The 16,106-nt window shown below is 39.8% G+C and carries 12 protein-coding genes and 2 pseudogenes; 8 read left to right on the forward strand and 6 right to left on the reverse strand.

Annotated features, from left to right (window positions below; translation table 11 throughout):
• Nucleotides 1-20: 20 nt before the first annotated feature.
• Together CDG55_RS14190 and CDG55_RS14195 are read right to left on the reverse strand one after the other, a co-directional pair.
• On the reverse strand, nt 21-1,736 hold the full coding sequence (locus tag CDG55_RS14190; RefSeq protein ID WP_087536727.1) for a cation acetate symporter: 1,716 nt from the start codon (nt 1,734-1,736) through the stop codon (nt 21-23).
• 1 nt (nt 1,737) lies between these two features.
• Complete coding sequence (locus CDG55_RS14195; RefSeq protein ID WP_005155260.1) at nt 1,738-2,070, reverse strand: DUF485 domain-containing protein; 333 nt, start codon at nt 2,068-2,070, stop codon at nt 1,738-1,740.
• Between the two features lie 185 nt (nt 2,071-2,255).
• On the opposite strand from CDG55_RS14195, the gene CDG55_RS14200 reads away from it, so the two are divergent.
• Both CDG55_RS14200 and CDG55_RS14205 read left to right on the forward strand, forming a co-directional pair.
• On the forward strand, nt 2,256-5,750 hold the full coding sequence (locus tag CDG55_RS14200; RefSeq protein WP_162620875.1) for a PAS domain-containing hybrid sensor histidine kinase/response regulator: 3,495 nt from the start codon (nt 2,256-2,258) through the stop codon (nt 5,748-5,750).
• A 313-nt stretch (nt 5,751-6,063) separates the two neighbouring features.
• Nucleotides 6,064-6,825 (forward strand): hypothetical protein, encoded by a 762-nt coding sequence (locus CDG55_RS14205; RefSeq protein WP_087536725.1) that lies wholly within the window; start codon nt 6,064-6,066, stop codon nt 6,823-6,825.
• Nucleotides 6,826-6,869: 44 nt separating this feature from the next.
• Here the strand turns inward: CDG55_RS14205 and CDG55_RS14210 are convergent, their stop codons facing one another.
• The 3 genes from CDG55_RS14210 to def all read right to left on the reverse strand — a co-directional run bounded on the left by CDG55_RS14210 (nt 6,870) and on the right by def (nt 10,025).
• The gene (locus tag CDG55_RS14210; RefSeq protein WP_087536724.1) at nt 6,870-8,960 is read right to left on the reverse strand and encodes a TonB-dependent copper receptor; all 2,091 of its coding nucleotides are present in this window, start codon (nt 8,958-8,960) and stop codon (nt 6,870-6,872) included.
• 73 nt (nt 8,961-9,033) lie between these two features.
• On the reverse strand, nt 9,034-9,444 hold the full coding sequence (locus tag CDG55_RS14215) for a DUF2946 family protein (RefSeq protein WP_087536731.1): 411 nt from the start codon (nt 9,442-9,444) through the stop codon (nt 9,034-9,036).
• Nucleotides 9,445-9,494: 50 nt separating this feature from the next.
• Complete coding sequence (gene def, locus CDG55_RS14220) at nt 9,495-10,025, reverse strand: peptide deformylase (protein ID WP_004680037.1); 531 nt, start codon at nt 10,023-10,025, stop codon at nt 9,495-9,497.
• Nucleotides 10,026-10,145: 120 nt separating this feature from the next.
• Between def and CDG55_RS14225 the strand changes: the two genes are divergently transcribed.
• Genes CDG55_RS14225 through CDG55_RS14235 form a run of 3 tightly spaced genes read left to right on the forward strand, consistent with a single transcriptional unit; the run spans nt 10,146 to nt 13,044 of the window.
• A complete protein-coding gene (locus CDG55_RS14225; protein ID WP_005155273.1) occupies nt 10,146-11,297 on the forward strand; it encodes a LysM peptidoglycan-binding domain-containing protein in 1,152 nt (383 codons plus the stop codon).
• A gap of 13 nt (nt 11,298-11,310) precedes the next feature.
• Nucleotides 11,311-12,441, forward strand: a complete 1,131-nt coding sequence (dprA, locus tag CDG55_RS14230; RefSeq protein WP_087536723.1) for a DNA-processing protein DprA — start codon at nt 11,311-11,313, stop codon at nt 12,439-12,441.
• A gap of 33 nt (nt 12,442-12,474) precedes the next feature.
• On the forward strand, nt 12,475-13,044 hold the full coding sequence (locus CDG55_RS14235) for a Sua5/YciO/YrdC/YwlC family protein (RefSeq protein ID WP_087536722.1): 570 nt from the start codon (nt 12,475-12,477) through the stop codon (nt 13,042-13,044).
• A 403-nt stretch (nt 13,045-13,447) separates the two neighbouring features.
• Here the strand turns inward: CDG55_RS14235 and CDG55_RS14240 are convergent, their stop codons facing one another.
• Complete coding sequence (locus CDG55_RS14240; protein WP_087536721.1) at nt 13,448-14,356, reverse strand: DMT family transporter; 909 nt, start codon at nt 14,354-14,356, stop codon at nt 13,448-13,450.
• Nucleotides 14,357-14,492: 136 nt separating this feature from the next.
• On the opposite strand from CDG55_RS14240, the pseudogene CDG55_RS15565 reads away from it, so the two are divergent.
• From CDG55_RS15565 to CDG55_RS14255, 3 genes and pseudogenes are all read left to right on the forward strand, one after another.
• A pseudogene (locus tag CDG55_RS15565) lies at nt 14,493-14,621 on the forward strand (MFS transporter); the annotation flags it as partial.
• Nucleotides 14,622-14,634: 13 nt separating this feature from the next.
• A pseudogene (locus CDG55_RS14250) lies at nt 14,635-15,407 on the forward strand (AraC family transcriptional regulator).
• 116 nt (nt 15,408-15,523) lie between these two features.
• Nucleotides 15,524-16,069 carry a glutathione peroxidase gene (locus tag CDG55_RS14255; protein WP_087536720.1) on the forward strand — a complete coding sequence of 182 codons (546 nt, stop codon included), beginning with the start codon at nt 15,524-15,526 and terminating at the stop codon, nt 16,067-16,069.
• Nucleotides 16,070-16,106: the final 37 nt, after the last annotated feature.

Below are 16,106 nucleotides of genomic sequence, written 5' to 3' on the forward strand. Positions count from 1 at the left end.
ATTTTTAGGACTCGACCTACTTAGTGATCAGATGCACCAGAGATACCAATACCTGTTTGTGAACGAACAAACTGAGCATCGAACGCTTTACGCTCTTTCTCTGCACGCGCAGTTTTATCAGTTACTGAGAAGAACCAGCAGCAAAGGAAAGATAATGGCATCGCGAAAATTGCAGGACCATTGAATGGATTCACTGCTGTGTCTGAAATTTTCAACGTGTCAACCCAAACTGCTTTAGAAAGAATGATCAGGGTTACAGCAGTCACTAGACCAACAATACCGCCAATTACTGCACCACGAGTCGTTAAACCTTTCCAGAACATAGACAATACGAGTACTGGGAAGTTTGCACAACATGCAACTGAGAATGCCAAACCAACCATGAAAGCAACGTTTTGTTTTTCGAACAAAATCCCTAGAATCATGGCAAAGATTGCTAAACCTAAAGTCGCAATTTTTGACATACGTAATTCAGATTGAGGCGTAGTTTGACCTTTTTTGAATACGTTTGCATATAAGTCATGTGAAATCGCAGAAGCACCTGAAAGTGTTAAGCCAGCCACTACAGCAAGGATTGTTGCAAATGCAACTGCTGAAATGAAGCCCATGAACAAGTCGCCACCAACTGCATCACTTAAGTGAACCGCAGCCATGTTGTTACCACCAACCAACTCTAATTTACCTGTTACCGCTGCTTTCGCGACATCAAGGAACTGAGGGTTATTAGAAACGAATAAGATCGCACCGAAACCAATGATGAAAGTTAATAGATAGAAGTAACCAATGAAACCTGTTGCAACTACAACTGATTTACGAGCTTCTTTCGCATCTTTAACAGTGAAGAAGCGCATTAAAATATGTGGTAAGCCTGCTGTACCAAACATTAATGCAAGACCAAGTGATAACGCATCAATCGGGTTTGCAGCCAATTTACCAGGCCCCATGATTTTTGCAGCTTCATCCCAGCTAATGCTGTGAGATTGGCTATACACACCAATTGCTTGATTGAACATGTTTGAGAAACTAAAGCCAACAGCTTTCATCACCATGAATGCCATGAATGTTGCGCCACTGAGTAACATTACGGCTTTAATGATTTGTACCCAAGTGGTTGCTAACATACCACCAAAAATTACGTATGCCATCATCAATAAACCGACGATTACAACCGCAATATTATAGTTCAGACCAAAAAGTAATTTGATTAACTGACCTGCTCCTACCATTTGAGCAATCAGATAAAATGCAACCACAACTAAAGAACTTAATGCAGCTAAGGTACGAACTGGTTTTTCTTCCAAACGGAAAGAAACTACATCAGAAAGATTATATTTACCTAAGTTACGTAAACGTTCAGCAACAAGGAAAAGTACGATCGGCCAACCGACCATGAAACCAAGTGAATAGAGCAAACCATCAAAGCCTGAACTAAACACAAGTGCTGAAATACCGAGGAACGATGCGGCTGACATATAGTCACCTGCAATCGCTAAACCATTTTGGAAGCCACTGATCCCACCACCTGCGGTATAGAAATCAGCTGTATTCGTGGTTTGTTTTGCTGCCCACTTAGTAATAAACAAAGTGAAACCAACAAAAATGGTGAACATGATGATTGCATGCCAGTTTGTTGCCTGTTGCTCTGCTGCACCTAAATCAGGGCCAGCAAATGCAACTTGAGAACAACATAGGCTTGCAAGCGCGAACAGTTTCGCTTTGAATGACGTCCCTTTCATCTCAGTGCATCCCTTTTTCATGTGTGATTGCCTCAACTTCCTTGAGAGCCTCTTCATTCAACTGATCCAGTTTATTATTGGCGATGTATGAATAGACACCACACAATAAAAATGACAGTACGATAATGCCTAAACCGAGGGGCATGCCCCATGTTGTTACACCACCACTAAAAGAACTTGCTAGGAACTCTTTGTTATAGCCAACTAAAAGCATAAATCCGACATAGATAAACAACATGATTGCTGTTAATGTCCAACTTAATGTACGTTTTTTGCTGACCATTTCTTGAAACTTTGGATTGTGTAGAATGCGTTCTACCTGTGAGTCATCCATCATTAACTCCTTATTTTTGTGTCCAGCCGTGGACCCCTTTTTTACTAGGGATTTTTCATTATTTAAATTAACAAGATTATGCTTGACTCGTAACTTAGACTTTGGTCTCTAAATACAAATCTCTGCTCATAACCCTTTTGATGCTTCGGGTATGATAGAAAATGGAGTTTGATCACGTGAGCAATATGAACAATTGGCTTATTATTGGGGCACTTGCCCTATATATCGCACTGTTATTCGGCTGTGCTTTTTTTGGAGAAAAACATGCCAGTCGCTTAAGTACACGTGGTCGCATGTTGATGTTCAGCTTAACTTTAGGCGTATATTGCTCATCTTGGACATTCTACGGCGCAACAGGTGCAGCTGTCCGTGAAGGTATTATTTTCTTACCAATTTATTTAGGACCATTACTTTTTATTTGGTTTGGTTACGACATTTGGAAACGGTTAGGAAGGATTCGTCAGCATCATGCCATTTCTTCAATTGCCGATTTCGTTGCTGCCCGATATGGCAAAAGCGGTAGTCTCGCAGCCTTAGTCACTATTCTTGCAGTGATTGCAATTATCCCTTATCTCGCTTTGCAATTAAGAGCGATTGCATTGAGTGCCTCCGTTGTACTCGAACAGAATGCACATGTTCATACCAGCACAAATAGTGTGTTATTACTTACAGCAGTACTTGCGATTTTGGCTATGATTTTTGGCACGCGGCATATTGCACATACTGAACAGCACGGCGGCTTAATGCTTGCAGTCGCTTTTGAATCTTTTGTAAAACTGTTTGCATTACTTAGCGTTGCAGTTTTTTTCTTATTCCAATCCCCAGAAAATATCAAACAAGTCAGCAATGATGTCACTCAACATTTTCAAGATTTGCAACAATTAGGGGTTCCTGAAACCTTCTGGGTACAAACCTTACTCGCTGCGCTAGCTATGATTTGTTTACCACGACAGTTTCATGTTGCCGTAGTCGAATTACGTGATGAAAAACATATTCGTGGGGCTAGACGCTGGTTTGCAGCTTATTTAATTTTAACCATTATGGCGATTATTCCTATCGCCAGTTGGGCCTTACACTCCCTCCCTGATACATTAGGTACACCTGATATTGCGGTATTGGCGCTCCCTCTAAGTTATCAGCAAGATTGGTTGGCATTACTCGCTTTTTTAGGTGGTTTCTCTGCTTCAACAGGTATGTTACTGGTTGCCTCAGTCGCACTTTCTATCATGCTCAGTAATGATTTAATTATGCCTGCTTTATGGCACTTTAAGATTATCTCTCGACATGATCAACAATTACCAAAAGTACTCAAACTGACTCGAAGAATTAGTATTATCAGTGTGATGTTACTGGGTTTTTTATTCTTCCACTTTTTTAATGACATTAATCAATTATCAGTATTTGGCCTATTGGCTTTTAGCGCAGTTGCGCAATTTTCGCCAGCACTCATTGGTGGTTTATATTGGCGTGGTGCAAGCCGTCAAGGTGTCTATGTCGGTCTGATCGTAGGCTTCATCATGTGGAGCTACACACTGCTCTTTCCTACTTTGTTACGTAGTCTCCCAGAACAATATCAAGCGTTCGCACAACATTTATTATTGTTTGGACCTTTCGATATTAATAGCTTACGTCCAGAAGCTTTGCTTGGTTTTGAATCTTTTGCACCATTGACCCATGGTGTCATGTGGTCTTTGGGACTGAATATTATTTGCTATATTTGGGGTTCTCGTTTGTACCGCCCAAGTGTTGCGGAACAGATTCAGGCTGAAAGCTTTTTCTACTATGAAAGCAAACCGTTACCCTCTACCCAGACAAACCTTGATTTAACCGATTTACCGCAAAATGCAGCACGGCTCAAAGTTGGCGATTTATTGGCTCTGGCTAAACGTATTACAGGTGATCGCCCTACGACTCAAGCATTCCAGCAATTTTGTGAACAAAATCATGTCGTACTCAATGAAAATCATGTAGCAAATGGCATGTGGTGGCGCTTCACTGAACAATACTTGGCAGGCATTATTGGTGCTGCATCAGCACGTACTTTACTCACCACCGCCATGATCAACAATGGATTAGCATTAGGGCAAGTCGCGAATATTCTCGATCAAGCTTCACAATGGCAACGCTTTAACCAAAATCTTTTGATGACCATGATCGACCATATGACTCAAGGGGTCAGTGTTGTTGATAAAAATATGTGCTTGGTTGCATGGAACAATCAATATCTTACCTTATTTGATTATCCTAAAGACCTTGTTTATGTCGGTTGTCCAATCGCGGATTTAATCCGTTATAACGCAGAACGGGGTGAATGTGGACCCGGTTCAGTTGAAGAACATGTGCGTAAACGAATTCACTGGATGAAAGTTGGCAGCGCCCATGAATTTGAACGGATTCGTAAAGATGGCTTGGTCATTCAAATGCGCGGTAATCCTATTGAGGGTGGAGGATTCGTCACCACCTTCGCCGATATTACTGCGTTCCGCGAAAATGAAGCGATTCTTGAAGAAAGAGTGAGTGATCGAACTCAACAGCTTGCAAATGCACTAGCTGAACAGCAACTTGCCCGTGAACAAGCCGATAAAGCCAATCAATCTAAAAGTCGATTTTTAGCAGCGGCCAGTCACGATTTGCTGCAACCGATGCATGCAGCACGTTTGTTCAGTACGGCATTGGAACAGAGTGTCAGCTCAACTGAAGATCAACAAACCTTACAACAACTTGATCGCGCACTGTATGGTGCTGAAAGCATGCTCTCTGCCCTACTCGATATTGCCCGTTTAGAAGGTGGAACCATCCAACCAAAACGCCAAGCGTATTCATTACACGACTTATTGAGTGATCTTGAACTTCAATTCAAATCAATTGCAGCGCAGCGTAATATTCAACTGTCTGTACACGATACTCAATTCTGGGTTGATACCGATCCACAATGGATGCGACGAATTATTCAAAATTTCGTTAGTAATGCATTGCGTTATACAGCACAAGGTCGTGTCGTTGTTGGTGTATTACGTTCTGCACAAAGACCAAACCATATTCGAATCGGTGTTTGGGATACAGGACCTGGCATCAATGAACAACAACGGGTGAAATTATTCCAAGAATTTGAGCGTTGTGGGCATACCTCCCCTTGGGGTGAACAAGGACTTGGGCTTGGTCTCGCGATTGTTCAACGTATGACCAGCCTGCTCGATTTCCCCGTGCATGTCTACTCAGAATTAGGTAAAGGTTCTTGCTTTATGATCGAAGTCCCGCTCGCCGAAGCACCAAAAATTCAAGCGACTACAACGCATGTGACCGCACTGCAACATACTGCATATAAAGTGCTTTGTTTAGACAATGATGAAACTATTTTACAAGGTATGCGGACTTTATTAAGCAAATGGGGCTATCAAATTTTTACCGCGACTGAACCGTCGGAAGCACTAAAACTAATTGAACAAGAAGATATTCAAGTGTGGTTAATCGATCAGCATTTAAATCATGATCAACGGGGATTAGATTTTATTGAACAATATCGCCCTGCACACATTCCAGTCGCATTAATTACAGCAGATTCTGATCCTGAGTTGCCTCAATATTTGAAACAGCAAAATATTGTTCTATTGAAAAAACCGCTCAAACCTGCGGGTTTACGTGCGTGGCTTTCTGCTTTAAAAATTATGCCAATGAGCTAAATGGCAAAATATTTTGAAACATAGGCAAAAACCATCAAAAAAAGCGCATTAAAATGACAATAAATTGACCAAAATGCTCAAAAATTTATTGGCTATGGCAAAAACGTTCACTTACACTAGTGAACGTTTGTACACTTACTTACAATTAATTAAGATATTGTTTTTGTTAATAAATATTACCACAAAAAACACATATACAACTTTAGTCGTATTCTACTTGTTTTCTGAATCACGCATAAATTGATCAAAATGATAGGAACCGATGTCTTTACTGTTTTAGGTTTCTAACACAATCGCCATAAAGGACATGATCATGAATAGCAATCAAGCCACTTCAGAACATAACGAGTTACAGTTTTATCGCCAATACAGTGCAAATGCATTATTACCAGAGCTCAACTGGCAGGATATTTTTGTACAGAGCAACTTAGATGATACTCATCTAAAAGCATTGAATACACTTTATCAAGCAGCCGTCCCCCTTGCCCTCAATGTATTCCATGAGCTGAATTTTGATGTATTTGCACCAGCAGCTTATCAACCACAAGGTCTAGGACTATTTGAAAAACTAGCGTTACAAGAACAAAAATTCTTGGATGTATTAGAAACAGAATCCGCTCATTTGGATCATGAAACTCGTCATCAAATGTGGAGTATGCTACTTCGTGGTGGTGCCGTGTTGGTCTTTAAAGCATGGTTAGCTCATGTCAAAGATGGCGAAAATCAACTGGATAAAAGTCAGTTCGATGAACTATCAGATTTATTATTTATTAAAACTCGCCCAGAGCAATTAGCACAACGTTTAAACGTAGATGCCAATGCAGAACTGACACACATTTTTTTGATGCATGAAAACGATGTATTTTTAGATCATTTCAATAGCTTGGAAACAGCGGCTTTATTTGTAGATTTAGGTGTTTATGACGCTGCTTTCTTAAGTTTACGTGATGATCGAGTCGCCGAATATCTCATCGCAAAAAACTATGTAACTCAAGAACAAATTGATGATTTACAGTGCGCACTAAATCCATTGTATTGCGATAGCTTAATGCCAAAACAAGACTGTTTGGCTTAAACTCAGAAAAAACAAGGTGGCTCAGCCACCTTGTTTTTTGTTAATTAGAACTTCATGCTCATCCGCATCCAGTAATTACGTCCAATATTATTAAACTGCTCAGTTGCAGCATAACCAAACATAGACGCACCCGCTTTATTTAAGTGCTCTGTATAAGCCTTATCTAAAACGTTATCAATCCCGACTGAAACATCGACTGCATTAGTTAGCTTATAAGTTCCATTTACAGCTAGGGTATCGAATGCTTTACTTTCATTCATGTCATAACCCACTACATTACCCTCATTCAAACTGATACGATTTTGTTTTGCAACAGCACGCCACAATAGACCTAAGCTATATTTTTCATCAACATAGCGTAAATTTAGTCGACCCTCTAAAGGTGCAATTTGCGGTAATGCGCGATGATCCGAAGTATTTTCTCCCCAAGCGTACATGGTTGAAAGATCCGCTTGGAAATGATCATTAAATTGATAACCCACCCCGACCTCTGCCCCAGCAATTGTGGCATCTACATTACGCGCAAGTGGTTTTCTTTTATCTGGTGTATTGTATTCAAGTAGGATGAAATCTTTGATTAATCCAGCATAAACTGATGCCCAAGCACTCCATGCACCATGCTCTGCTTGCAAACCGAGATCCAATTGTGCAGTGCGTTCATTGTTCAGATTGTCTAGATTATCCACCATTTTATATGTGGTTTTACCCATCATATCTGTGGAACCTACACCATGATCTGTCGTGGTGCTATACAACTCCCAAAAGTCAGGTGTACGTTCCACATATCCCAAACCTAGATAAGTCTTTAAACCATGTTCTGGGAGACTCTTTTCCAAGCGTACAAAACCACTTGGTAAAGTATCTTTACGATTTTTCGCATTTTGCAGATTGTCTATTTTGACTTGATCGACACGCGCTCCTGCTACGACTTTTTGATCTTGATCAATCGCATAAGTCCACTCACTAAATGCACCATAAGATTGAAATTTCAAATCTTCAGCATAAGGCGAATTCATTGATGGCATAGCATACATGACCATATCACCACCATGCTTATTCTGCTGCGTATCTACACCTGAAATGACGCTAAATTTATCCCAATCTGTCGTTACAGCTAAACGGGTATTTAAAGTACGACGATCAACCCGCATCGACATTTTATTTGGCACAGTCATATTCATTCCGTGCATATTCATGGTCGTCATTGGCGGCGTACGTAAGCTAAAATTATCCATGATATGATCGTTATAGCTGTAGTCCACTTGGGCTTCAACTTTCTTGATCACCTCTGTAATATTTTTCTGTTCAGCGTGTAGACCAAGGCTTTCTCGTTTAAATTGCGAACCATCCATGCTACGACCAGCATATGCCGCTTCGCCATCTGCTTTACCCGCACGAAACTCTAGCCAAGAATCTTCTGAAGGCTTCCAGCCTAAGGCAAGATCGGCATTCCAGCGCTCCCAATTTGAATGAATGCTTTTATCGTTGCCATCTTTATAATCATCTGCAACAGATCGATTGGCATTTAAACGAGCATATTTGGTTTCATCGCCAATTGCCGCTTCAATATTATGATCTAGACGACCATATGAACCCATCAAAATACTGGCTTGGCCACGATAAGGCTGTTCTTTGCTAAGATTTTCAGGTTGACGCTGAAAAATGACAGTTGCAGCCGAACCAGGCGTTGCGTACTGAACAGTTTGCGGCCCTTTAATCACCGTAATTTTATCGAAGCTTTCTGGCTGAATATAAGAAGTTGGTGCATCCATACGATTCGGGCACGCACCTAAATTTTCACTACCATCAACCAACATTTTAATACGTGAACCAAACATGCCACGAAAGGTGACATCGCCATTGGTTCCACCATTTTTAATGGCACTAAATCCCATAATGTTTTGCAAATAATCTGCACCGTCTGTTGCGGGAATAGGTTGAATTGCTTGCTTAGGATCAGCGTGAATAATCAATCCATTTGCATCATTTGGCTGCTGTGCTGTAACGACAATAGGTGCTAATACAACAGGGGTTTTATCGGACTGGACATCCATATTTGCCCATAATAATGTGCTATTTGAGGCAGCAAGAATCGCAACCGTAAGGGGCTGTAATAAAAATTTAGGTTGAGCCATGATCGGTCTCTCTTAAAACATAAGTAAAACTAGGCTAGAGTTTTGAAAACCCCAATGAAATTGACGTTTTAATTTATGCAAAGAGTGGCGGTGCTCGCCCTTGAGGTAATAAGAATAGCCGTTGCAGTGCAAAATAAACATGCTTAAATGCCTGTTGATACGCGACTAAACGGATTTGGATTCGAACTAAAACCTCTTTCACGCCGAATTCAGGCGGTAATACCAAATTGGCATACACCGTACAGTATTGACACTGGTGATTTGGATCGTGATGATCATGTTTCGACATCAAGCTTTGATGTTGTTCAAGCTGATGTGAATGATGACGCATATTGTGCGATACAGACTGCTGTTCAGCTTTTAATTTGGGCAACAATAACGCTTGGGTAATCGTTTCACAGACAGGTGCAATCTGATATTGCTTCGGCAGCAGTGGCTGCAAAAACACCGCAATCTGTAAACAGACTGCGGTGAATGCAAGCATTAAACCACTACGAAACAATAAGGGCACTTTTAATAACCGAAAAACATTTGTTAACGTTTAACCGCAACTTTTTCTTTATCGCGTTGACGTACAACTTTTTCAACTTTCTCACGTGCACGCTGACGTTTTAATGGCGATAAATAATCAACAAAAAGTTTGCCATTTAAGTGATCCATTTCATGTTGGATACAAACTGCGAGAAGTTCGTCAGCTTCTAACTCAAATGCTTGACCATCAAGGTTAATTGCCTCGATTTTTACACGTGACGGACGCGCAACTTTGTCGTATATTTGAGGCACAGAGAGACAGCCTTCTTCGTACGGCTGAGTCTCTTGAGTCAGTGGAGTAACTTTGGGGTTGATGAACACCATCGGTTGATTTTTCTCTTCAGAAAGGTCCATGACAATAAGCTGAATATGATGATCAACCTGAGTTGCCGCTAAACCTATACCCGGTGCCTCGTACATGGTTTCTAACATATCTGCTGCAAGCTGACGAATATCATCAGTGACTTCTTCGACTGGCTTAGCAATGGTACGAAGACGGGGATCAGGAAAACTTAAAATAGGTAATAAGGCCATACCGTTCCTCATTTATGCCATTGATCAGGAAACCAACTGAAGGGAATGCTTGATCAAAAAATTGTGTGTAAAGTCGTTATTATAACGCAACTACACAGATAATTTTTAGGAATTATGATAATGAAAAAGGTTTTAAACGGCATACCATCATTTCATGCCTTGGGGTTAAAAAAACAACTGATTGCTGCTGCAATTTGTGCAGGATTAGGCATGAGCATAAACCTTACTCATGCAGCAAGCCCTAACGCAAACCCACCATCCTTAAAAGCGGGTGCACCACATGTCTATGTGGTGAAAAAAGGCGATACACTTTGGGATATTTCAGGCAAATTTTTAAGCAAGCCTTGGCGCTGGCCTGAAATTTGGGCAAGCAATAAACATGTCAAGAATCCACATTGGATTTATCCTGGTGATCGCTTGCTACTTTGTAGTTTGAACGGTAAGCCACTGATTGGTAAAGATGAAGGTGATGGTTGTGACGGTATCATTCGTCGTTACTCTGGCAATACTTCTACTTTACGTCCAAAAGTTCGTATTGAAGCTTTGAACAATAGCGTCCCTGTTATTCCATTAGCTGATATTCAACAATGGTTAGAGCGAACTTCTGTACTTCCAGCGAGTGCGATTGCAAATACCCCATATGTCTTGGGTACAGCGGATAATCGTGTACTTGCAGGCAAAGGTCAGATCATCTATGTACGTGGTCAAGGTATCGAAAATGGTCAACGTTATGGCGTATACCGTGAAGGTGAACCATATATCGTGCTTGATGAAACAGGGAAGAAACAAAATCTAGGTGTTGAGCTCACGCAAGTCGCTTCTGGTGTTGCGATTACCAATGAAAATGACATTACAACCTTTGAATTAACCGATAGTTATAATGGTGAAGTACGTCGTGGTGATCGTGTTATGCTTGAACAAGATGCCATGTTACCTACTTTATTCTACCCAACTGAACCAAATCAGGTGAAAGATGGCGGTAAAGTCATCCGTGTCATGGGGTCTATAGGTACAGCTGCGAAAAATGGTGTCGTCACTGTTGACCGTGGTACAGCAGATGGTATTGAAATCGGACAAGTTTTTAGTACGTACCAAGATGGCGAAACTGTTCGTGATCCAAAGACCAAAGAAAGTATAAAGTTACCAGGTCAATATGTTGGTAGTATTATGATTTTCAAAAGTTTTGATCGCATCAGCTACGGCTATGTTTTAGAGAGTGAGTTGCCAATTAAAATTGGTTCAAATATCAAGCCGCCTCGTCTTGATAACTAATCTCTAATTAGAAATGTTGAATCAGCTATCGCCCCATCATTATCATACTGTGTTGGTGTGGTACTTGGTTCAACACTCGCTTTCTAGTTTTCAAAAAATTCGAAACTATTTCGGTAATTGTGCGGAAGCAGTCCAAACACATCGACTTTCTGAATGGCAACAGCTCGGTTTACACAAAAATCATTTAAAACGTCTAGAAGAATTCCAAACCCCGCACGGAAAGCAGCAATTTGACCACATGGTGCAATTGATTTGTAAGCATACCGATTTTATTTTAACCCCTGAAGATATCGACTACCCTACTCAACTTTTACCTTATTCTGATCACCCTCCTATTTTATTTGGTCAAGGCCAGCTACAAGCATTATTACAGCCCCAGATTGCTATGGTTGGAAGTCGAAAGCCGAGTCCTCATGGACGACAAGTTGCCTATGATTTTGCGTATTATTTAAGTGAAAAAGGATTTTACATCAGCAGCGGTTTAGCCCACGGAATTGATGAAGCGGCTCATCGTGGCGGTTTAGCCCATCATCGGACAATCGCGGTGACTGGAACAGGTTTAGACACAGTTTATCCATCGCAAAATAACAAACTAGCCCAAGAAATTATTCAAACAGGCGCTCTTGTCACTGAGTTTCTTCCGACTACCCTACCTTTACAGCAGCATTTTCCACGCCGTAATCGTATCGTTAGTGGTCTAAGTCTTGGGGTTTTGGTTGTAGAAGCCGCTTTGAAAAGTGGTTCACTGATCACAGCAAATGAAGCAGCCAATCAAGGGAAAATGGTATTTGCCATTCCTGGACATATTTACAGTGAGTATCATCAAGGCTGTCATCAATTAATTCGTGAAGGTGCAACTTTAGTTGATCATCCAGAACAAATTATTGAAGATCTAGCCTTACCTACACAATGGCAAGTACAACAACAAATTCCAGAAGAACATGTAACCATCACACCAAGCTTACCAACACATTTGATTGCTCTTTATCAAAGTCTCGACTGGGTTGGACAAGACTTGGATGAACTTGCTCAACGTCATCCAATTCCGATCGCAGAACTTACAGCTCAATTGATGGAATTAGAATTACTTGGTTTCTGTATACAACAGGGCGGTCGCTATTTACGTTGTCGTCCAATTCATTAAAATAACCCTATCTTTGTCGCTAAATATAATCCCATGATTACCTCATCAATTTCGGAAGCAGCACAGCTTTTGAAGCTAGGACAAGTTCTTGCTTATCCAACAGAAGCTGTTTGGGGCTTAGGCTGCGATCCATTCAATCAACAAGCTTTTCAAAACATTCTTGAGCTAAAACATCGCCCAATTGAAAAAGGAGTCATTTTATTAGCAGGTCACTTAGGGCAAGTTGAGCATTTGTTACAAAGCTTATCCCCAAAGATACGTAAGCAAGTGATTGATAGTTGGACGGATCGTGTAGCAACTGAAAGAGCAACTACGTGGTTACTTCCCGCTGATGAGCACATTCCTATTTGGATTAAAGGTCAACATCCATTGGTTGCTGTACGTGTAACCACGCATCCTTTGTGCGTCGAACTTTGTAATGCCTTTGGCGGCTTTATTGTATCGACCAGTGCCAATCCTGCCGGACTAAACCCAGCACAAAATTTAGAACAAGCTCAAGGTTATTTTGGTGCATCCCTGAATTATTTGGAGGGCGATTTAGGACTTAGCCAAGAACCTAGTCGAATTCTCAACGCATTAACAGGTGAAGTAATTCGCGCTTGATTATGTAAATAGTGAATAAAAAAAAGCTCAGTTATATAGGGATAACTGAGCATAAAAAGGATGTGTATAATCACATCCAGAGGGTCTGCAAATTGGTTGAGTATATTCATCATTAAAAATGAATCTAGCTACTCTGAAAGCTATTATGGATCAATCATTTGATTTATACAAATATATTATTTCTCTAACAAAAAATGTGAAAAGCGTACCATTTTTGTCAGTTTTAAAATTTCAATAAAATTATATTTCTATTTTTATTGAAATTTTTTTGGTCACAAACTTGGTAAATATCTAAAATATATTTGAAAATCATATAGAAATAATCTTCATTAAATAAAAATTTTGATGTGTTTGTCGCTATTTCAACCAATTTTATACGATCATTTCATATTTAAGTGGCGCTTTAAATCAATTCTACAGGTGCTTTTTCCGTTTTCTTTTGCGCTAAAATGATACCGACCAAAATCGTCACACCGCCTAAGGTATGGTAGATCGTCCAATGCTCAGATAGCCATACACTTGCAATAATTGCAGTAAATACAGGTATCAAATTCATAAAAATACTAGTACGGTTTGGACCAATGCTTTGTACAGCAATCATCCATAATAAAGGTGCGATCAACAATGGAAAAATACCTGCATACAATACACTTGCTACATTATCTACATTAATTGCATCTAAGCCCAACCAAAGTAGAAATGGAAGATGGTATAGCAACGCAAAAGCGATTTGGATATAGAGACTGGTCATCAATGGCAATTGTACTTGCCATTTTTTTAGAAAGACGCCATAAAATGCATAAAAACCTACAGCCAAGACCATAACAGCATCTCCCCAATGACCTCCTTGATCAAATAAGCGAGAGAAATGCCCTTGGCTCATTACATAAAGTAGGCCGAAAAATGATAGGAAACTGCCAAAAATCGCAAATCGATTTGGCTTATCTTTTAAAATAATATAAGAGATAAAAATGGTAAAAACTGGAACAAAGGCATTTACAATACCCATATTTGTTGCAGTGGTATAATGTGCTGCTGTATAAGAAAGCCCTTGATATAAAACCATTCCAAAAGCGCTCAGAACTGCTAATTTAGGAATATATGGGCGAATCAAAGCTCGCTGTTTCCATACTTTGGGCAACATAAATGGTGTCAAAATGAGAAAGGCAACAAACCAGCGATAAAAACTAATACTGACGGGTGAAATATAGTCCGCAACATAACGAGTCACTGCAATATTTAACGACCAAATTAAGACTGCTATCAATGGCAGTACAAATGCCCATTTTTGGTATCTACTTAACTGAGTCATCAGCCATCTCACAATATTTCTAGATTAGGATTATTCTGAAAGATGTCTAAAATAATTGAAATATCGTATTTCAGACATTTATACCGCTATGTCGACATCAAATCTAAAAGCAGATCCAATTTTACAACTTAAGACTTATACGCTTGATCACTTCAATAAAAATATCTTAATTTATGCTGTAATCAGCTTTATTACCTCCGTCTGTATCCATCTTTTCACCTTAGCAAAAGGTTTGAACAATTCCAAAGTCACTTGTGAAAATTAAATGAGAACCCTGAATGAAGTATGATGAGACTGAAAAATTATCTTTTTTAAATGGTATCGAAGTACATGAATTTCTTTATCAGAAAGATGATATTGTCAGCCCTCATTCTTCACTTTGGGGGGATTTTAACTTCAGTCTCAATGGCACTTTAGAATTTGATATTGAAGGAAAATATTATTTATCACCGCCAAGCTATGGGCTATGGCTACCACCACGCACAGAACACCAATCACTGCCTGTTGAACATGAAATTCATTATATTTGCATCCGACTTCATCCTCGTTTCGGAGATGCATTAGGCGATGTCTGCCGCTGTTTTAGTATTCAACCTTTTTTCGCTCTTTGGTCATTCAAATTCTAGAGCAACAAAAGCAAAATCTTGCGCCTGAATATCTTGAACATTTATTACAAGTGTTATTCGATCAACTAAAGCAAGCCCCAGCATATACACATTATTTACCGCAAAGCACGCATCCAACCTTAGCTCCGATCCTCGATCAACTTGCGAATCCTGAATTATTTCATATGAGCCTACAACAAGTATTGTATAACTTTACGGTCAGTGAGCGCCATGTGTTACGGCTGAGCCAACAAGAATTGCAACTCTCCCTGTCAGAATGGCGCAATCGAGCCAAAATTATTTTTGCAATCAATCAAATTCGTCAAGGCACGACCATTAAACAATTGGCATATACTTTAGGTTATCACCATAGCTCTAGCTTTATTGAATTCTTCAAGCGCTATACAGGACAAACTCCTATTCAACTCAAAAATGCCTCGATATAAATCCAAGACGTACTTTTGCTCATAATTTGTATGGATTCATATCAAGAGGATTGCACTGTACGAAATTAGCAGTTAAAACAAACAAGTCTTGTCACAACAACATTAGGACGTATTCCATGAGCCAGTCGGTTTATCACATTCCAGTTAAAGATATTAAAGGTCAAGACGTTGATCTTGATCAATATCAGGGTAAAGTTCTACTAATTGTTAACGTAGCCTCAAAATGTGGCTTAACACCACAGTACGAAGGCCTAGAAAAACTTTATCAAGCGAAAAAAAATCAGGGCTTAGAAATTTTAGGCTTCCCTGCAAATAACTTCTTAGAGCAAGAACCAGGGACAAATGATGAAATCGAACAATTCTGTTCACTCAACTATGACGTCCACTTCCCTTTATTTGCAAAAATCTCTGTTGCAGGTGAAGACAAACATCCTTTATATCAAACACTCACACAAGCAATTCCAGAACGTATTGGTGAAGGACCTTGGTGGAAAGACCTCGTTGATTATGGCTTAACACCAAACAATCCACCTGAAGTACTATGGAATTTTGAGAAATTCTTAGTCAATAAAAATGGGGAAATCGTAGCGCGTTTTGCACCTGACATTACCGCAGATGATGAACGTATCGTCAGTGCGATTGAAGCTGAATTAGCAAAATAAATTTTATAAGTTTATAGAAAAGAATAGCTTATCTTAT

This window comes from Acinetobacter sp. WCHA45 (genome assembly GCF_002165255.2).
Classification (GTDB): Bacteria; Pseudomonadota; Gammaproteobacteria; order Pseudomonadales; family Moraxellaceae; genus Acinetobacter.